This is a genomic window from Komagataeibacter swingsii (assembly GCF_003207895.1).
GTDB classification, from domain to species: Bacteria; Pseudomonadota; Alphaproteobacteria; order Acetobacterales; family Acetobacteraceae; genus Komagataeibacter; species Komagataeibacter swingsii.
Genome location: NZ_NKUB01000019.1, coordinates 1 through 17,975, shown reverse-complemented (window position 1 = coordinate 17,975; position 17,975 = coordinate 1). Strand labels below are relative to the sequence as shown.

Sequence of the window (17,975 nt, the reverse complement as noted above, 5' to 3'; positions counted from 1 at the left end):
AGGGCGGGGCCGGGTCAGGCCCGTCCCCGCCGGATGCCGCGCATGAGCCACACGCAGGCCAGCATGATGGCGCCGCCCAGCGGCACCAGCCACGTAAAGGCGATGGCCTGGCCATGGGGCCGCCAGAACATCATGGCCCCGCACATGACCGCCAGCGCCATGATGAACGCGGGCAGCACGTCGCGTCCGTCCGCCTGCCGGTCGAACATGGCGAATGCGAAAGCCCCCAGCATCGGCCCATAGGCGCATGACGCCACCGACAGGCCGAACACCACCGCCGGGCCATGGCTGCGGGCGAACCCAAGCGCCGCCAGCACCAGCATGATGGCCCACAGCACGGTCACCAGCCGCGCGAAGCCCAGCGGGGACAGGCGCATCCACCGCGCCACGGCCCGGCAGGGCGCGGCAAAATCCAGCAATGTCGCGCTGGCCATGGCGTTGAGGGTTGCGGAAAGCGATCCCATCGTCGCACTCAGCAGGCCCGCAACCAGCAGTCCCGTCAGCCCCTGCGGCAGGCCATGCGCGATGAAATCCGGAAACAGCGCATCCGACGCCGGCAGCCCCATGGCGGCAAGCGATTTTTCATCGTTGCGCGCCCAGAGTAGCATGCCCACCAGCGACAGCATGGCAAACAGGCAGCCGACCAGGACACCACTGCCCACCAGCGCCTTTCTGGCATCCGCCAGGCTGCGCGCCGCCAGCACGCGCTGCACCAGAAGCTGGTCCGTGCCGTGCGACGCCATGGCCATGATCGCCCCACCGATCATGGCGGCGCATGGCGTGTAGGGATCGAGGAAATACAGGCGGGACCTGTGGAACAGGTGAAACCTGTTGGAATGGCGCAGCATATGGATCTGCAGGTCCGTTGCATGATGGTACAGCAATGCGATGCAGGCCATCGTTCCCGCCACGTAAACGCCCAGTTGTATCGCATCGGACCAGACCACGGCCCGCAGGCCGCCCAGCATCGTGTACCCCAGCGTCAGCCCGGCAATCACCACCATGACCAGCCATTGCGGCAGCGGCACTTCCATGGCGGACAGGATGGCCGCGACCGGCAGCATGCCGGCGAACAGCCTGATCCCTTCGGCCAGCACACGCGTGGCCAGGAAGGTGATGGATACGGTACGCTCCATCGCCTGCCCGAAACGCTGGCCCAGATACTGGTACACGCTGCCCGCGCGCCCGGAAAAATAATGCGGCAGGAACAGCCACGCCACCAGCGCGCGCCCGATGACATACCCCACCCCCAGCCCCACGAACACCATGCCGCCGCCATAGGCGACGCCGGGTATGCTGATGATGGTCAGGGTGGAGGTTTCCGTCGCGACAAGGGACAGGCAGATGGCCCACCACGGCAGGTCGTGCCCGCCGCCGACATAGGTGGAAACGGAACCCTGCCGCCCCGACAGGGCGAACGCGACAAGGGGCAGGCCCAGGCAGTAGATGCAGATAATCGAGAGGGCAATTGCGGACATACCGGCTCCACCACGTCATGAAGGCACACTATATGGCCTGGACATTCCCATGGGAAAGGGCCAGTCCGCCCGAAACCGGGCCGGCCCTGCCCCCACCCCGCGCGCAGGCCCGGCGCGGCCTGCCATGCCACCGGGGCCAGCGGGCCTTTTCCCGCCGTCATGCAGCCTGTCGCCGCCGGGTCGCCGGGCGGCAGGGGCCGTTGTCATGCCAGCGGGGATGGTGGTATCGTTCATGGATCAGGCATCTGGCATGTCGCCTTTCAACGGATCGTTTGCAACATGCATGTTTTTCCAGCCGCCCCCCGGCTGATGCGCCGTCATGCCCTGATGCTGGCAGGGGCCGCGACCCTGACCGCCTGCGCCCCGCCTGCGCAGGGGGGGCAACCGCCCGCACCGGACATGCGCGCCGTGGACCGCCGGTTGCAACAGGCCGTGGCGCAGGGGGAAGCGCCCGGCGTTGTCTGCGCCATAGGCCACGACCGGCAGGTCGTGCACCGGGCCGTGTATGGCAGGCGCGCCGTCACCCCCGCGCCCGAGGCCATGACATGGGACACGGTGTTCGACATGGCATCCCTGACCAAGCCGGTCATTACCGCGCCCTGCATCATGCAGTTGTGGGAACAGGGCCGGTTCGGGCTGGATGACCCGGTTTCACGCTACCTGCCGCAATTCGCCGCCGCGGGGAAATCCACCATTACCATCCGGCACCTGCTGACCCATTATTCCGGCCTGCCGCCCGACCTGGACCTGACCCGCCCGTGGCAGGGACATGACGCCGCCTTCGACCTGACCATGCAGGCCGCCCCCACGCGGCCGCCGGGCAGCGGGTTCATATACAGCGACATCAACTTCATCACGCTGGGTTTCGTGGTGGAAAAACTTTCCGGCATGGCGCTGGACGCCTATGCCACGCGCTTCATCCTCGCACCGCTGGGGCTGCGGCAGTCACGGTTCATGCCGCCCGATACATGGTCCGCGCGCATCGCCCCCACCCAGGCCGATGAACACGGCCAGATGCTGCGTGGGCGGGTCAATGACCCCTCGGCCCGGCGCATGGGCGGGGTTGCAGGGCATGCGGGCCTGTTTTCCACCGCCAGTGACATGTGCCTGTACGCACAGGCCCTGCTGGACCGCCGCGCGGGCAGGCCATCCGCCTATCCGCTGCGGGCGGACACACTCATGCTGATGACGGCCCCGCAGCAGCCACAGGGCAAGACCGACCTGCGCGGGCTGGGGTGGGACATCGCCACGCATTATTCCTCCGTGCGGGGGGACCGGTTTCCCGTAGGGTCCTTTGGCCATACCGGCTTTACCGGCACGTCGCTGTGGCTGGACCCGGGTAGCGACAGCTATGTCGTGATCCTGACCAGCCGCCTGCATCCCGATGGGCGTGGCAACGTCGTGCGGCTGCGCCATGATGTGGCGACAGTGGCGGCCCTTGCGCTGATCCCGTCACGGGGCTGAGGGGCCGCGTAGAAAGAATGCATTGTCTTTAATTTACAGCAAGTCAGGCTACATGACCCCGAACAGCAGCACGCCCATCCCCCCCATTGCGACAGAAGGACAGGACCCGCGCTATGCGGATGTGGATATCTGGCCCGTCGCCTCGGTGCTGGAGGCGCTGGTGGAATCACAGATGAGCGCCATCGCCGCCGTCCGCGCCGCGACACCGGAACTGGAACGCGCGGTGGGCAGCGCCCTGCCCCGGCTTCTGGCGGGGGGGCGGCTGTTCTATGTCGGCGCGGGCACGTCGGGGCGCATCGGTATGCAGGACGGGGTGGAACTGCTGCCCACCTTCGGCTGGGAACCGGGGCGGCTTGTGCTGCTGCTGGCAGGGGGCAATGACGCCGTGTACCAGGCGGCGGAAGGCGCCGAGGACCGCGAGGACGTGGCGCGCGCGGACATGCTGGCCCACGCCCCCGGCCCGGATGACGTGGTGCTGGGCATCGCGGCCAGCGGGTCCACCCCCTATACCTGCGCCGCGATCATGGCCGCGCGCGCCGCGGGCAGCCTGACCATCGGCATTGCATGCAATCGCGGCGGCAGGCTGCTGGACGTGGCGGAACAGGGCATTGCGGCGGTGACGGGGCCGGAAGTCATTTCCGGGTCCACGCGGCTTAAGGCCGGCACCGCGCAGAAAGCCACCCTGAACCTGATTTCCACAACACTCATGATCCGTATGGGCCATGCCTATCGCGGGCAGATGGTGGACATGCGGGTCGTCAACGCCAAGCTGCGCGACAGGGCATGCCGCATGGTCCGCAACCTGACCGGCAGTACCGAACACAGGGCGCAACAGGCGCTGGAGGCAACGGGGTTCAATGTCAAGCGCGCCGTCATGATCTGTTCGGGCATTCCCGCCGATCAGGTCGAGGCAGTGCTTGCGGCGCATGGCGGCAACCTGCGTTCGGTCCTTGCGGCCCGCAAGTGACAGAAAACCCCAAATGTTTTCGGGCGCGGCCTGTCCACATCCGGGCCACGCAGGCATAGCGCGGCAGCGTCATCCTATTTTCATTCCATCGCGTCGATCCTTATGATGACGCAGCGGGATTCAGGATATCGGGGGTCAGGCATGAAGCCCATGCTTACGGTCATTGGCCTTATGAGCGGCACGTCACTTGATGGCGTGGACGCCGCCGTGATCCACACCGATGGTGAGCGGATCGCCGGGGCCGGGCCGGATATCAGCCTGCCCTATGCCGCTGCCCTGCGCCAGCGCGCGCGCCGTATCCTCGACCATGCGCCCGCCCTGTCGCCCGATGATCCGGAACTGAAGGCGGTCGAGCTTGAGATCACCCGCCATCACATCGACGCGGTGCGGCGGTTACACGCCCTTGTGCCGGATATCGACCTGATCGGGTTCCATGGCCAGACCATCCTGCATGCGCCGGACCGCCGCATGACATGGCAGATTGGCGATGCCGCCGTGCTGTCACGCGCGACAGGGCTGGCTGTCGTCCATGATTTCCGCAGCGCTGATGTCTCGGCGGGCGGCGAAGGCGCGCCACTGGCGCCATGGTTTCACGCAGCCCTGCTGCATGACGTTCCGGGGCCGGTTGCCGTGCTGAATATCGGCGGCGTTGCGAATGTCACGTTCATCGACGCGGATCATACGATCCATGCCTGTGATACCGGGCCGGGCAATGCCCTGCTGGATGACTGGGCCATGCGCCATACCGGCACGGCTTGCGACACTGACGGACGACTGGCGCGCGCGGGCACGGCCAACCGGGCCATTGTGGAGCGGTTGCTGGCCGATCCCTATTTTGCCCGCCCTGCCCCCAAATCACTGGATCGCCAGCATTTCGCCACGGCCCTTGACCGCGTGGCCGCCTGCACCCCGGCCGATGGCGCGGCGACACTGGCCGCCTTTACCATTGAGGCCGTCCGGCGCACGCCCCTGCCCGCACGGCCCGTACGCTGGTATGTCTGTGGCGGGGGGCGGCATAACCCTGTCCTGATGCAGGGATTGCAGGCGGCGCTGGGCGTCCCGGTCATGGAAGTGGACCACCTTGGCTGGAACGGCGATGCGCTGGAGGCGCAATGTTTCGGCTTCCTTGCCGCGCGCAGCGTGCGCGGGCTGCCGCTATCCGCGCCCACCATCACGGGCGGGCCGGGTGGCCTGTCCGGTGGTCGCCTGACCTGCGCGGGCCTTATGCCCGTGCCGGCGTGGATTTATGCATCCAGCAGGAGGCGTCCATGAAACTTGTCATCGCGCCGGACCGGAACACGGCCTGCGCCCATGTGGCGGACATGCTGTACATGTGCCGCGCGCGCAACCCGGCAGCCGTGCCGGGGCTTGCAACCGGGCGCACGATACGAAACCGCAATCCGTGCCGCAGGCGGTATCGACCTGCAACTGCTTGGGATCGGTCATACCGGCCATATCGGTTTTAACGAACCTCTTTCCTCCTTCGCGTCGCGCACCCGCCGTGTCAGGCTTGCCCCGCCACGCGTGCCCAGAACGCGGAAATGTTTGGTGGTTGCCCGGACAATGTGCCGCGCCATGCGCTGACCGTGGGTGTCGGGACAGTTCTGGACACCAGGCACGCGGCCCTGCTGGCGACAGGTCCCGGCAAGGCTGCGATCTTTGCCCGCGTGATCGAAGGGGCGATTTCCCCCATGACCAGCGCCTCGGCGCTGCATTTCCACCCTGACTGCACATTCATACCGGATGAAGATGCGGCGATGGACCTGTCGGAGGCATGCCGATGGATGGCGGCATACATCCCGCCCCGTCACTGACTGACAAAAGGCCGCCTTTTTGAAAAAACGGCATTCCCTTAAGAGACTGCTTGAAAAGTCAGCTCATGATAGCGCTTTAAAATTAAAAGAAGTTTTTAGTGAAGCTTTTTGCAAAAGCTTCGAAAGAACGCCGCTTTTTTGAAAAAAGCTCACCAGAAACTCCCGCGTGATCCGCAGGCCAGTTTGCAGGCGGATTTCTGGCATGCTCCCTTACTGAAAAACCGGACACCGGCATGTTACGGTCCGGCAGGAAAAATTTTCCCAGCACGCACCCGGAGACGGGCGGGAACGCAATTCCGCACATAATGTTTCTTAAAAAATACAGGTCAAAAACCAAACACCCCGACGCACAATAAATTAATATATGAAACAAAAAACTGTATCCGTATAAATTCGTTTAATCGCCACATAAATAAAACCAATAATATATCAGTGGCCGTACAATGAAATATTTTACGCATCGATGTGGAAGATTTCCGATACTGTATTTCGGTTTTTCCATGTATGTGGTTTTCGGCGCGCAGGAAGCGCCCGCCAATAGTGTTTTCAACGGAAACCAGGGCAATGACGCCAGTTACGCCCTGCGCAACAGCGCCCAGCACCCGGCATCGACCATGACGGGGGACTGGGGCGGTTACAGGACCTGGCTGCGCGACAGGGGAATAGACCTGGCTGCGACATGGACCAACGAAACCGCCGGGAATACGACCGGCGGCGACCGGCGCACCGCGGCCGAAACCAACCAGATCGCGGCGATCATGGATATCGATGCGGAAAAACTGGTGAAATGGAAAGGGGCGACCTTCAATTTCACCTTTACCAGCCGCTGGGGCAGCAACCTGATTACACGGGCGGGCCTGTATACCCTGCAACAGCCACAGGAAGTGTGGGGACGCGGGCAGACCACCCGGCTGACCGGGTTATGGTATAACCAGAAACTGGGCGACCACTTCAGTTTCAAGATCGGTCGCCTGCCAACCGGCGCCGATTTTGACAATGTGCCCTGCCTGACCATGGTCAACTATTTCTGCGGCGCGACAACGGGAAACATGGATGGCAACCGCTGGCTGAACTGGCCTGTCAGCACCTGGGGCGGCTACCTTAAATATAACAGCCCCCTGTGGTACCTGCAGGCCGGTGCGTATGAACAGAACATGCGCAACCTTGATAACAAGTTCTTCCTTGGATACGTCCACGGGGCCACCGGCGCCCTGCTGCCGTTCGAAACCGGGTTACGCCTGCATATGGGCGCGCACCACTATCCGGGCGTTTATCGTATTGGCGGGTGGGTCAATACCGCCAGCGCACCGGATATCCTGCTGGCAACCAATGGACAGCCCGCTGTAACCGGCGGATTGCCCATGCTGGAACGGGCCAGTTCGCATGGCGGGTACCTATGGTTCCAGCAGCAGTTGACGGGTACCTTCAGCGAAAAACCCGGGCAGGACCCGGTCGTCCTCCAGGGGCTGACCGCCTATGTCACGCTGACCATGGTTGATAAGGAAACCAGCCCCGTTTCATCGCAGGTAACAGGCAGCCTGCGTTATCTTGGACTGCCATGGCGCAGGCATGACGCCGTGACCCTTGCCTTTGGCACCAATCACGTCAATTCGCGCCTTGCAACGCTGGAGTGGTACCAGGCCGGTAAAAAGGGACCGCGACGGGATTCCGAATTTGCCATTGAAACAGATTATACAATCCAGTTCAGGTCATGGGTCTATATCGAGCCAAACGTCCAGTTCTGGATCAATCCGGGCGGTTATACCCAGCGCGACCTGGTAACGGTCGTCGGCATGAAAACAGGATTTACCTTCTAGGACTATTTCACCCCCTGCCGCCAAAATAACAAAGGGTTTCGTGTGCCGCCTGTTTTCAAAAAGGCGGCGTTCCCTGAAGCCTTTTGAAAAAGCCCTGTCATGATTTGCAGGCAGGTCCTGGACCAGTCCCTTGACATGGATTACATGATTTTCCTGCATGTTCAGCCTGTCATAAGTGCTTTTTTATTATTTCCTCCTGCCTTTCAAATAAGACAATACAGGCCATCTTCCTGTTAAGTGGAAGAATGGCCTGTATTTTTTGATGTCTGGAAATATCCGGTATTACCTGGCCTGATCTATCCTATGAATGAAACCCGGTTGCCGTATCGGTCGCGACCGCATTATCCAGATCATCCGTGGCCCCACTGACCCCCACCGCCCCGATCAGGTATTTGCCACTCATGACCGGGCAGGACCCGGGCACGGCCGTAATGCCGGGCAATGTTGCAAGGAACGCCTGATTCTGGCTGATACGCTGGGCCAGCACCTTGCCCGGTGAATGGTACAGCGCGGCGGTCCGGGCCTTCTTTATGGCTGTCTCGTCCGTTCCGGTCTGTGAATCATCCATGCGGGTGAAGGCCAGCAGCCTGCCCGATGCATCCACCACCGCGATACTGACCTGCATGCCCTTCTGTCGCGCCTCCTCCTCGGCTGCGTTCAGCAGGCTTTTCGCACCGGCGTTACTGAGCTGCGGGCGGGTCAGCAGCTTGGCGTCATCCGCATGCGCCGCGCCAAGCGCAGGAAGGCATGCCAGAATGGCCAGCGGCCCGATATGTCTGATTTTCATGGGAAATCCTGATGCAAGTTTGTCTGGATATTCTGTTTTGTACCGGGGACCATTTAAGGTCCGTCTCAGTGGAAGTGCTTGGCCGTATCGACAACAAGCGCCTGTTCGTTTTCATTGGTGTCGCCGCTGGTGCCGATACTGCCGACGACCACGTCACCCTGCTTGAAAACCGCGCCACCCGCTGATGGCAGGATACCGGGGACAAAGCCGATGGGCAGGTTCTGTGTGCGCACGGCGTCAAAGAACTCGATCGTATTGCGGGCGAACCGTGCCGCCGATTTCGCCTTGGCGATCGAAGCCTCCACGCAGCCGGCATAGGCGCCCTGCATGCGGATGAAGGCCACCAGGTTTCCATCCGTATCCTCAACCGCTATGCACAGCTTGAGATGCCGGTTTTCCGCCAGGCCAACCGCATAATGCGCCATATCCATCGCCGCATCGGTCGTGATGTTGAGCTGCGGCGCGGTAGAGGAGGATGACGGCTGCGCAAATGCGGGGGTCGCGCATGACGCCAGCACCGCAAGGACTTTAAGCAGATGCTTCATTTCAAGGGTTACCTTATTCTCAATGTTATTATTGAACCCCTGACGACGCTTCCTGTCCGGCCGGACCGGCCCATGCAGGGACAATGAAGGCGTCGTTCAGTTCAGATTGCACGATAGAACCCATGTCATACCGCACGGGACATTCTATTACGGTTTTTTACGCACATACAAATAACAATTAATAAATCGCGTGCATGTGATAAATCATTCCATCCGTTTTTAAAAAACAAAAGGGACGGAACAAGTATTGAATGGCGTTGCCGCCACCCGTTTCAGATATCACGCTCCATATGATCCGGGGACGCGGATACACAGAGTGGCAGCAGGAATCCGGGCATCAGGCCACGGTCGATCAGCCAGCCATCAATCGAGAACTTGCCCGCCCCGGCAATCGAAAAACTGGCGAAGGCGACAATCATCAGCATCGGGTATTCCCAACCGCCAACGGGGGCATTGTTCCAGGTAAATCCATCATCGAAATGCTGGCCGTAATGGTTGGCAATCAGGTAATAGGCCGCCCCGCCAATTCCGGCCAGGCGGGTCATGAAGCCCATCCCCACGCCAATCGCCACCGACAGTTCACATAATCCACCAATAATGACGGCCTGCCCGTCCGGCGGAAAGCCGAAGCTGACAAAGACCTGTTCCATGTGATGGAACGAGCTGATTCCCGCAAAAAGTTTTTCGGAAAAATGCCCGACCATGTCGAAACCGAAATATATGCGCAGTAACGCCGTCTGCCATTGCAGGTGGCTGTTCCATCCACCAATACCGTATGCCTTCCAGTCATGGGCCATGCAGTCCGCATACAGCAAAAGATAGATGATGAACGTGGCCGTGGAACAGGCCATGCCCGGCACCGACCCATGGATGGCCGCCACCCGCCAGCTAATGACGAACGGCAGGAGCGAGGCAAGGAAACCCACCACGAAATTCCGCGGCATCACCGCGACCGTGACAGCCAGCGCAAGGCCATCCAGCCCGATGGTGGACAGGCAGGCAAGGTCCGGTATCACCGGCACGATAAAGGACGAATAGACCATGGCGGCTGTCGTGGCCGCCAGCGCCAGCCACAACAGCCAGTAAGGCACAAAGCGCGGCCGCAATACCGCGAATGACGGTGGGATCATATCCGACTTCATGTACATGTTGTTTTTCTTCTTTGACGGGTGTCGAACCGTGTTGCAGTCATTCCGGGCCTTGGGCAGGGTCATGTGCCCGCCCGGCCTGTCACCTGTCTTGCTGCCTCCATTCCTGCGTCATGCATGCTGAACGATCGAAACGGCGGGTCGGGTTCGCGGGCGCGGTCAATAAATAACCGGCTCGGGCACCGGGGGGCCGAAATCGGTCTGCAGGAAGTCGAAGTCACACCCTTCATTCGCCTGGCGCATGTGATGGGCCGCCATCCAGCCATATCCACGCCCGTAACGCGGCGCGGGTGGTGTCCATGCCGCGCGGCGGCGCGCCAGTTCCGCCTCGGGCACTTCCATGTTGACCGAACGCGCCGCCACGTCCACCGCGATGATATCCCCCGTCTTCAGCAGCGCCAGCGGCCCACCGACATAGCTTTCGGGGGCGACATGCAGGATGCAGGCGCCGTAGCTGGTGCCACTCATCCGCGCATCGGACAGGCGCAGCATGTCACGGTAGCCTTCCTTGACCAGGCGCCTGGGCATTGGCAGCATTCCCCATTCCGGCATGCCCGGACCACCCAGCGGGCCGGCATTGCGCAGCACGAGGACATGATCGGGGGTCACGTCCAGCGTTTCGTCATCCAGCGCCTTCTTCATGGTGGGATAGTCGTCAAACACCAGCGCCGGCCCCCTGTGCTTGTGGAATTTCGGGTCACAGCACGCCGGCTTCATCACGCAGCCATCGGGGGCAAGGTTGCCACGCAGGACCGTCAGCGCGCCGCCGGCGTCCCCCGTGAACATCGGCTGGTCCAGCGGCCTTATGACATCATCGTTCCAGACCTTCGCATCGCGGATGTTCTCCCCCACGCTGCGGCCCGTCACCGTCAGGCAGTCCAGGTCAAGGAAGCCGGAAATCCGGTTCATCAGCGCCGCGATCCCGCCAGCGTAGTAGAAATCCTCCATAAGGTAGGTCGTGCCCGTCGGCCTGACATTGGCGATGACCGGGACCTCGCGGCTGGCGCGGTCGAAATCATCCAGCCCGATGTCAACGCCCGCGCGCCGCGCCATGGCGATCACATGTATGATGGCGTTGGTCGAACACCCCATGGCCATGGCCACCGCAATGGCGTTGCGAAAGGCGGCACGGGTCTGGATTTTCGATGGTTTCAGGTCTTCCCACACCATATCGACAATCCGCCGCCCCGAACTCTTGGCCATGCGGATGTGGTTGGAATCCACCGCCGGGATGGAACTGGCCCCCGGCAGGGACAGGCCGATCGCCTCGGCAATGGCGGTCATGGTGCTGGCCGTGCCCATGGTCATGCAGGTGCCGGCACTGCGCGCGATCCCGGCCTCGACCCCCTGCCAGTCCTCGGGCGTGATCCTGCCCGCGCGCAGTTCATCCCAGTATTTCCATGAATCCGACCCCGAACCCAGTGTCCTGCCCTGCCAGTTCCCGCGCAGCATGGGGCCTGCGGGCACATAGATGGCCGGGATATCCATGCTGGTCGCCCCCAGCAGCAGGCCGGGCGTGGTCTTGTCGCATCCGCCCATCAGGACCGCGCCATCGGCGGGGTAGGCGCGCAGCAGTTCCTCCGCCTCCATCGCCAGCATGTTGCGGTACAGCATGGTGGTGGGCTTCATGAAATTTTCGGACAGCGAGATGGCGGGAAGCTCCATGGGAAATCCGCCCGCTTCCAGTATGCCCCGCTTCACATCCTCCACACGCTGGCGGAAATGCATGTGGCATGGATTGATGTCCGACCATGTGTTCAGGATGGCGATGACGGGCTTGCCCGCCCAGTCCTGCGGGTCATAGCCCATCTGCATCGCGCGGGAACGATGGCCGAAGCTGCGCAGGTCGGCGGGGCCGAACCACCGCTCGCTGCGCAGCCTGCGTTTCGCCTGCCCTGCCGTATTCCCGCCCTCTGGGCGCATCCCGGCGTCTTCCGTCATGCCTGTGTTCTCCCTGCATGCCCTGCCCGGTCACAATGGCCTGATAACAAGGGTGTTTGTTACCGCAGTTAGGGCAAGACAGTTCCGGGGTGTCCAGATTAGATACGGCATGGATTGAGACAGGATTGATATCAATGCTTCAGCTCACGCAGGTCCGGTGTTTTGTCACGGTGGCGGAGGAACTGCATTTCGGCCGCGCGGCAGTGCGGCTGAACATGACCCAGCCACCGCTGAGCCGGCAGGTGCAACTGCTGGAACACGCGCTGGGCGTTGAACTGCTGGAACGCAACAGCCGCAGCGTCCGGCTTACGCCGGCTGGCGCGATCTTCCTGCCCGAAGCCCGCCGCCTGCTACGCAGCGCGCAAGACGCGGTCCTTCTGGCCCGCCGGGCGCGGCGCGGCGCGCTGGGGCAGGTCGCGATCGGGTTCACGCCCTCCAGCAGCTACGACTTCCTGCCCCGGCTGATCCACGGGCTGCGGGCGGCGTATCCTGACATCGAACTTACGCTGGAGGAGATGGTCACACGCGACCAGATCGCGGCCCTGGCCTCCCACCGGATCGACCTGGCCTTCATCCGCCCGCCGTTCGAGGCAAAGGAAACCCGCGCCCGCAGGGTCCGGGCCGAACCCATGGTGGCCGCCCTGCCCCACGATCACCCCCTGGTCGCGTGCGACAGGCTGACGCCCGCGGACATGGAGGGGCAGGACCTGATCATGTATTCGATCCTGGGCAGCGGTTATTTTCACGACCTTGTGCAGCGCCTGCTGGTCAGCGCGCATATCCGGCCGCGCCTGGTCCATCACCTGACCCAGATCCATGCCCTGCTGTCCATGGTCAGGACCGGGATGGGCATCGCCCTGATCCCGGAATCGGCGTCGCGGCTTGGTATCGAAAATGTCATCTACCGCCCGCTGGCGTTTGGCGAGGCCATCATGGCCGAACTGTTCATGGTCCACCGCGCGCATGATGCCAGCCCGGTGCTGGGCAATGTCATGACCATCGTTGACCGGATCACCGACGCACGGGACCAGCCCCCGCCCTGACGGGACGCGGCCGCACCGCGATGGCCCCGCGGGTGATGCCGCCCGCGCATCAATCCATGCGCAGTTTGATTTGGACTTCCCGCCGCCTTCCCGCGTTCCCTTGCGCACAGGACCCGGTGCGGTCGCACGGTGGCCGGGCGTAACCCCGCTCCCGCCGCGCCGGTCAGCGTATCGAGGGAGAAAACAGGGTGACCATGACAAGAGGGCCAACCGCAGGCCCCACCGCCACACATGCGCCGATCGCCGCGGGCGCGTCCCGTACCGCCCCGCGCACCGCCGTCCGCTACAATGTCCTTGCATTCCTGTTCATCATCACGGCGATCAATTATGGGGATCGCGCGACGCTGGGCATCGCGGGGTCATCCATCTCGCACGATCTCGGCCTGACCCCGGTGACCATGGGGTACATCTTTTCCGCCTTCGGCTGGGCCTATGTCATGAACCAGGTGCCCGGCGGCTGGCTGCTGGACCGCTTCGGGTCCATTCGCGTCTATGGTGCAAGCCTGCTGGCGTGGTCGGTGTGCACGCTGCTGATCGCGGGCGTGGGCCATGTCCCGCACGCCATCGCCTTTCCCGTGCTGTTCGTGCTGTGGGCCGGGCTGGGACTGGTGGAGGCCCCGACCTTTCCCGCCAACAGCCGCATCGTGTCAAGCTGGTTCCCGACGGCGGAACGTGGCCTTGCGACATCCATTTTCAATTCGGCGCAGTATGTCGCCGTCGCGTTCTTTGCGCCGCTCATGGGGTGGATTACCCAGCAGTTCGGCTGGGAATACATTTTTGCGGTCATGGGAATCGCGGGGGTAGCACTTGCCACGATCTGGCTCATGCGCATGCGCCCGCCCGCGGGCCATCCCGGCGTCAATGCGGCCGAGCTTGCGTTCATCCGCGCGGGCGGCGCGCTGGTTGATATCGACGACCGCGCCATGCGGGTGCGCAAGAAGCTGGCATGGCGGCAGATACGCTTCATGCTGACGGACCGGACGCTGGTGGGCGTGTACGGGGGGCAGTACTGCATTACCGCCATCCTGTATTTCTTCCTGACGTGGTTCCCGCTTTACCTGCATCAGTCGCGCGGGCTGTCCATGGCGCAGACCGGGCTGGCGGCCAGCGTGCCGGCACTGTGCGGGCTGGCGGGGGCGATTGCGGGCGGGGCGCTGTCGGACCTGCTGCTGCGCCGGGGGCGGTCTGAAAATGTCGCGCGCAAGACGCCCTATGTCGTGGGCATGGCGATCGCATCCACCATCTGCCTGTGCAATTTTGTCCAGTCTGCGTGGGTGATCGTGCTGATCATGTCCCTTGCATTCTTTGGCAAGGGTGTCGCCGCCATTGGCTGGGCGGTGATTTCTGACATAGCCCCCAGGGAAACGCCGGGCCTGGCCGCGGGCATTTTCAACGGGATCGGCAATATCGCCGGAATCGTCACACCGATCGTGATCGGCTATATCGTTGCAATAACAAAATCCTATAACGGTGCGCTGCTGTTTGTGGCCGGCCACTGCATTGTGGCGATCCTGCTGTACCTGTTCGTGGTTGGAAAGATCAGGCGCCTGACCCTGCCGGCATGAATCGGTTCCATCGCTTTCCTGCACTTTATTGTGTAGCGACAGATGGAATAAATAAAGACACAAGTAATAACAAACAATAAGCAAGAGAAAATCTTCATGACACATATTACCGATGCCATGGGCCACGGCCTGTCGCGGCGTGCCGCCCTGCATGGGCTGGCCGGCGGGCTGGCGCTGGCGGGGTTCGGGGCCGCCCGCATGCCACGGGCCGGGGCGGCATCCGTGCATGCGACCGTTATCGCTTCCTCCCCGCGCTATCTATGCAATGCGGTGGCCGCGACACGTGGCGGAACCCTGTTCCTTGGCGCGCCACGATGGGACCTTATGGCGGATACACCCAGCGTGTTCCGCGTGGGGTCCGGCGGCGCGCTCCAGCCTTTTCCGGGGGGGCGCTGGAACGAATGGAAACCGGGCGGCGATGCGACCAATGCCTTTGTCATGGTCAATGGCCTGCATATCTTCAGCGATGACACATTATGGGTCGTCGATCAGGGTATCGACCCGACCAGGGGCGCATCCGTGCCGGGGGGGCAGAAGCTGGTGCAGCTTGACCCCCGCGATGGCAGGGTACTGCAAATCCTGCGCTGGGGCGATGACATCCTGCCGCCGGGTTCGGCCATGAACGACCTGCGCATTGCGGGCGACCTCATGTTCGTGACCGATTCAGGGCTGGGCGGCATCATCATCCATAACATGCGCAGTGGGGAAACCGTGCGCAGGCTGTCGGAGCACGCGCTGCTGCGCGCAACGCCGGACAAGCCGCTGCGCGGGCGCGACGGGCATATCCTGCGCGACAGCCATGGCAAGCGGCCACTGGTCCATTCGGACATGCTGGAAATCACGGCGGACCGGAAATGGTTCTATTTCTCCACCCCGTCCGGCCCGCTGCGGCGGATACCGACCGATGTCCTGATGGATGCCAGCCTGACCGACGGCCAGCGGGCGGGGCGGATCGAGACGGTCATCGACCTGCCGACGATCATGGGCACCGCCATCGACACGCTGGGCAACCTGTACTATGCCGATGCCGAACACGGGCGGATTGTCGTCCTGACGCCGGAAAAGAAGCAGCTTGCATTATTTGAAGATCCGCGCCTGGTGGACGGTGACGCCCTGTTCATCACGGCCGACCGGCATATGCTGGTGCCAGTTGCGCAGACAGAACGCCTGCCCAGCAACAATGCTGGCGTCAATGCCGTGAAACTGCCCTTCATCAGTCTTGGCTTCGCGCTGCCCGATACGCTGGACGGGCAAAAGCTGGGTGGTGTGGTGAGCAGTTTGTGATCCGCCTTCCCTGTAATTATTAACAACCAGATACGTTTACCCATGGCTATGCCACCGGGGAAAAGTAACGCCAATGAACAGATCCCGTGCGAACAGATCTTTTCTGGCGTGCCGTGGCCTGCGCACCTGAAATATGGTCCCGCAGGGAAACGGCCCGTTGCACGCGCGTCCCACCCCATGGCGGCAATGCCAGTCAGGAGAGAACAGTAATGAAGCGGCGTGACGTAATAAAAGGCGGCCTGGTGCTGATGGCGACCTCCACGCTGGCCTCCATATACAGACCGGCCTATTCCAGGACCTATGTTGGCGGCACGGGTGCGTGGCGGGCCACGCCGCCCCCGCCGCTATCGGTGGTTGACGCCAGCCGTCTGGTGTACCTGACACCCGATGAGGCAAAACTGGTGGGGGCCATATTCGATGTCCTGATCCCCGCTGATGAACTGGGGATAGGGGCGAGCGAGGCCGGCTGCGTGACCTTCCTTGACCACCAGCTGGCTGGCCCCTACGGCACGGCGGCCAAGGATTACAAGCTTGGCCCCGTTGTCGAGGGCCTGCCGCAGCAGGGACCACAGAGCATCATGACGCCTGCGGAAATCTACCGTAGGGGCCTGGTTGAATTCGAACATGCCGTGCATGCGAAATTCGACAGGTCCTTTGCTGACCTGTCCGAAGAACAGAAAGTCACGTTCCTCAAGGGTATCGAAAGTGGCGCGATTGCCTTCGAGACCCTGAAATCCGACCAGTTCTTCGTACTGCTGTTGCAGAACGTGCGTGAAGGCTATCTGGCCGATCCCATGTATGGCGGCAACCGCGACATGGTGGGCTGGAAACTGGTCGGGTTTCCCGGCGCGATTTACGACTACCGCGACTGGATCGTATCAAAACGGGGCAGGAAGATTGATGTCCACCCCGTAAGCCTGCTGGGCCGCGCCTGAGCGCGCCATGCCCGGCATGGCGATGCGAAGCACGATTATAATAAAAACCAAGGTGCACCTGAATGAATTACAAAAGGCCAAAGGCCGATGTGGTCATTGTCGGGCTGGGTTGGTCCGGCTCCACAATGGCGGAAGAACTGACCCGCGCGGGGCTGAAGGTGGTCGCGATCGAACGCGGGGCATGGCGCGATACCACGACCAGCTTTCCAACCACGCGCGACCCGGATGAACTCAGCGGGTCCGTGCGCAAGGAAATCCTGCAGGCTCCGGTGACCGAAACCTATACCGTGCGCAACAAGGCCGGCCAGACCGCGCTGCCCATGCGCAAGTACCACAACCTGACGCTGGGCAATAACGTAGGGGGGGCTGGCACGCACTGGGCGGGCGCAAGCTGGCGGTGGCTGCCGTTCGATCACCAGCCCTACAGCCATGTCATGCAGCGTTATGGCGCGGGACAACTGGTCGATGGCCTGATCCTGCAGGACTGGGGCGTGACCTATGACGACCTTGAACCCTTCTATGACCGGTTCGAGAAGATCGCGGGCACGTCGGGCACCGCCGGTGTCATCAACGGGCAACGCCAGCCCGGCGGCAACCCGTTCGAGGGATCACGCACCGCCCCCTACCCCACGCCCGCGCTGGAACGCTCGCGCGCCAACGTGCTGTTTGCACAAGCGGCGACCCGGCTGGGCTACCATCCCTTTCCCGTGCCATCGGCCATGATTGGCGCGCCGTATAAAAATGCGCTGGGCCTGAACCTGGCGCCATGCACCTATTGCGGGTACTGCCAGTTATACGGTTGCGGCAACTGGTCCAAGTCCAGCCCCAATATCTGCATCCTGCCGGTACTGATGCAGCGCCCGAATTTCACGGTTGTCACGGAATGCGAGGTCATCCGCATCAACACCACGCCGGACAGGAAGATGGCGACCGGGGTAACGTTCGTTGATTCCGACGGCAATATTGGCGAACAGCCCGCCGATATTGTCATCACCGCCACCTTTACACTGGACAATACGCGCCTGCTGCTGCTGTCCGGCATCAGCACGCCGTACGATGTCGCATCGGGACAGGGCGTGGTTGGCCGGCTTGCAGTTACCCACAAATCTGCTGTTCTTGAATTTTGTGCTTGATGCAGATGAATCTGTTGTGATTCCTTTTCTGTCACCTTTATGCAGGCGGGGTGT

General features: G+C 62.5%; 17 protein-coding genes. 11 read left to right on the top strand and 6 right to left on the bottom strand.

All coding sequences use genetic code 11. From position 1 onward, the window contains the following. Positions 1-14: 14 nt before the first annotated feature. Positions 15-1,478, bottom strand: a complete 1,464-nt coding sequence (locus tag CFR76_RS12785; protein ID WP_110557386.1) for a sodium:solute symporter — start codon at positions 1,476-1,478, stop codon at positions 15-17. 279 nt (positions 1,479-1,757) lie between these two features. On the opposite strand from CFR76_RS12785, the gene CFR76_RS12775 reads away from it, so the two are divergent. The 5 genes from CFR76_RS12775 (at position 1,758) to CFR76_RS18480 (ending at position 5,723) form a co-directional block, all read left to right on the top strand. Continuing rightward, complete coding sequence (locus tag CFR76_RS12775; RefSeq protein ID WP_110557384.1) at positions 1,758-2,942, top strand: serine hydrolase domain-containing protein; 1,185 nt, start codon at positions 1,758-1,760, stop codon at positions 2,940-2,942. 52 nt (positions 2,943-2,994) lie between these two features. Beyond that, positions 2,995-3,909: an N-acetylmuramic acid 6-phosphate etherase gene (locus tag CFR76_RS12770; RefSeq protein WP_110557383.1), complete on the top strand. Its 915-nt coding sequence runs from the start codon at positions 2,995-2,997 to the stop codon at positions 3,907-3,909. A gap of 141 nt (positions 3,910-4,050) precedes the next feature. After that, complete coding sequence (locus CFR76_RS12765; RefSeq protein WP_208623998.1) at positions 4,051-5,181, top strand: anhydro-N-acetylmuramic acid kinase; 1,131 nt, start codon at positions 4,051-4,053, stop codon at positions 5,179-5,181. Beyond that, entirely contained in the window at positions 5,178-5,375 is a 198-nt protein-coding gene (locus CFR76_RS18485) for a hypothetical protein (protein ID WP_244191938.1), read from the top strand. The genes CFR76_RS12765 and CFR76_RS18485 overlap by 4 nt, the downstream gene beginning before the upstream one ends. 75 nt (positions 5,376-5,450) lie before the next feature. Then, positions 5,451-5,723 (top strand): sugar phosphate isomerase family, encoded by a 273-nt coding sequence (locus CFR76_RS18480; protein WP_244191937.1) that lies wholly within the window; start codon positions 5,451-5,453, stop codon positions 5,721-5,723. Positions 5,724-5,786: 63 nt separating this feature from the next. Here the strand turns inward: CFR76_RS18480 and CFR76_RS18115 are convergent, their stop codons facing one another. Beyond that, complete coding sequence (locus CFR76_RS18115; RefSeq protein ID WP_167402135.1) at positions 5,787-5,927, bottom strand: hypothetical protein; 141 nt, start codon at positions 5,925-5,927, stop codon at positions 5,787-5,789. 296 nt (positions 5,928-6,223) lie between these two features. Here CFR76_RS18115 and CFR76_RS12755 point away from each other — a divergent pair, with 296 nt between their 5' ends. Then, positions 6,224-7,540: a carbohydrate porin gene (locus tag CFR76_RS12755; RefSeq protein ID WP_244191936.1), complete on the top strand. Its 1,317-nt coding sequence runs from the start codon at positions 6,224-6,226 to the stop codon at positions 7,538-7,540. A 301-nt stretch (positions 7,541-7,841) separates the two neighbouring features. On the opposite strand, the gene CFR76_RS12745 is transcribed toward CFR76_RS12755, so the two are convergent. The 4 genes from CFR76_RS12745 to araD form a co-directional block, all read right to left on the bottom strand. Beyond that, the gene (locus CFR76_RS12745; protein WP_025438346.1) at positions 7,842-8,327 is read right to left on the bottom strand and encodes a GlcG/HbpS family heme-binding protein; all 486 of its coding nucleotides are present in this window, start codon (positions 8,325-8,327) and stop codon (positions 7,842-7,844) included. Positions 8,328-8,392: 65 nt separating this feature from the next. Further along, a complete protein-coding gene (locus CFR76_RS12740; protein WP_110557380.1) occupies positions 8,393-8,872 on the bottom strand; it encodes a GlcG/HbpS family heme-binding protein in 480 nt (159 codons plus the stop codon). 272 nt (positions 8,873-9,144) lie between these two features. After that, positions 9,145-10,002, bottom strand: a complete 858-nt coding sequence (locus CFR76_RS12735) for a DoxX family protein (RefSeq protein ID WP_244191935.1) — start codon at positions 10,000-10,002, stop codon at positions 9,145-9,147. Positions 10,003-10,179: 177 nt separating this feature from the next. Beyond that, positions 10,180-11,943, bottom strand: coding sequence for an L-arabinonate dehydratase (gene araD / locus CFR76_RS12730; RefSeq protein ID WP_110557410.1), 1,764 nt, complete (start codon positions 11,941-11,943; stop codon positions 10,180-10,182). 152 nt (positions 11,944-12,095) lie between these two features. Between araD and CFR76_RS12725 the strand changes: the two genes are divergently transcribed. The 5 genes from CFR76_RS12725 (at position 12,096) to CFR76_RS12705 (ending at position 17,921) form a co-directional block, all read left to right on the top strand. Further along, on the top strand, positions 12,096-13,004 hold the full coding sequence (locus CFR76_RS12725) for a LysR family transcriptional regulator (protein ID WP_110557379.1): 909 nt from the start codon (positions 12,096-12,098) through the stop codon (positions 13,002-13,004). Positions 13,005-13,198: 194 nt separating this feature from the next. Beyond that, positions 13,199-14,569, top strand: a complete 1,371-nt coding sequence (locus tag CFR76_RS12720) for an MFS transporter (protein WP_110557378.1) — start codon at positions 13,199-13,201, stop codon at positions 14,567-14,569. 96 nt (positions 14,570-14,665) lie between these two features. Next, on the top strand, positions 14,666-15,853 hold the full coding sequence (locus CFR76_RS12715; protein ID WP_244191934.1) for an SMP-30/gluconolactonase/LRE family protein: 1,188 nt from the start codon (positions 14,666-14,668) through the stop codon (positions 15,851-15,853). A gap of 209 nt (positions 15,854-16,062) precedes the next feature. Further along, a complete protein-coding gene (locus tag CFR76_RS12710) occupies positions 16,063-16,788 on the top strand; it encodes a gluconate 2-dehydrogenase subunit 3 family protein (RefSeq protein ID WP_110557376.1) in 726 nt (241 codons plus the stop codon). Positions 16,789-16,850: 62 nt separating this feature from the next. Continuing rightward, positions 16,851-17,921 carry a GMC family oxidoreductase N-terminal domain-containing protein gene (locus CFR76_RS12705; protein WP_244191933.1) on the top strand — a complete coding sequence of 357 codons (1,071 nt, stop codon included), beginning with the start codon at positions 16,851-16,853 and terminating at the stop codon, positions 17,919-17,921. The last annotated feature ends 54 nt before the right edge of the window (positions 17,922-17,975 follow it).

What these genes read in the sequence shown, in the direction of transcription:
- CFR76_RS12740 (WP_110557380.1), bottom strand. Translation starts at nt 8,872, where the DNA reads ATGAAGCATCTGCTTAAAGTCCTTGCGGTGCTGGCGTCATGCGCGACC.
- CFR76_RS18485 (WP_244191938.1), top strand. Translation starts at nt 5,178, where the DNA reads ATGAAACTTGTCATCGCGCCGGACCGGAACACGGCCTGCGCCCATGTG.
- CFR76_RS12725 (WP_110557379.1), top strand. Translation starts at nt 12,096, where the DNA reads ATGCTTCAGCTCACGCAGGTCCGGTGTTTTGTCACGGTGGCGGAGGAA.
- CFR76_RS12735 (WP_244191935.1), bottom strand. Translation starts at nt 10,002, where the DNA reads ATGATCCCACCGTCATTCGCGGTATTGCGGCCGCGCTTTGTGCCTTAC.
- CFR76_RS12775 (WP_110557384.1), top strand. Translation starts at nt 1,758, where the DNA reads ATGCATGTTTTTCCAGCCGCCCCCCGGCTGATGCGCCGTCATGCCCTG.
- CFR76_RS12705 (WP_244191933.1), top strand. Translation starts at nt 16,851, where the DNA reads ATGAATTACAAAAGGCCAAAGGCCGATGTGGTCATTGTCGGGCTGGGT.
- CFR76_RS12745 (WP_025438346.1), bottom strand. Translation starts at nt 8,327, where the DNA reads ATGAAAATCAGACATATCGGGCCGCTGGCCATTCTGGCATGCCTTCCT.
- CFR76_RS18480 (WP_244191937.1), top strand. Translation starts at nt 5,451, where the DNA reads ATGTTTGGTGGTTGCCCGGACAATGTGCCGCGCCATGCGCTGACCGTG.
- CFR76_RS12720 (WP_110557378.1), top strand. Translation starts at nt 13,199, where the DNA reads ATGACAAGAGGGCCAACCGCAGGCCCCACCGCCACACATGCGCCGATC.
- CFR76_RS12715 (WP_244191934.1), top strand. Translation starts at nt 14,666, where the DNA reads ATGACACATATTACCGATGCCATGGGCCACGGCCTGTCGCGGCGTGCC.
- CFR76_RS12710 (WP_110557376.1), top strand. Translation starts at nt 16,063, where the DNA reads ATGAAGCGGCGTGACGTAATAAAAGGCGGCCTGGTGCTGATGGCGACC.
- CFR76_RS12755 (WP_244191936.1), top strand. Translation starts at nt 6,224, where the DNA reads ATGTATGTGGTTTTCGGCGCGCAGGAAGCGCCCGCCAATAGTGTTTTC.
- CFR76_RS12770 (WP_110557383.1), top strand. Translation starts at nt 2,995, where the DNA reads ATGACCCCGAACAGCAGCACGCCCATCCCCCCCATTGCGACAGAAGGA.
- CFR76_RS18115 (WP_167402135.1), bottom strand. Translation starts at nt 5,927, where the DNA reads ATGCCAGAAATCCGCCTGCAAACTGGCCTGCGGATCACGCGGGAGTTT.
- CFR76_RS12765 (WP_208623998.1), top strand. Translation starts at nt 4,051, where the DNA reads ATGAAGCCCATGCTTACGGTCATTGGCCTTATGAGCGGCACGTCACTT.
- CFR76_RS12785 (WP_110557386.1), bottom strand. Translation starts at nt 1,478, where the DNA reads ATGTCCGCAATTGCCCTCTCGATTATCTGCATCTACTGCCTGGGCCTG.
- araD (WP_110557410.1), bottom strand. Translation starts at nt 11,943, where the DNA reads ATGCGCCCAGAGGGCGGGAATACGGCAGGGCAGGCGAAACGCAGGCTG.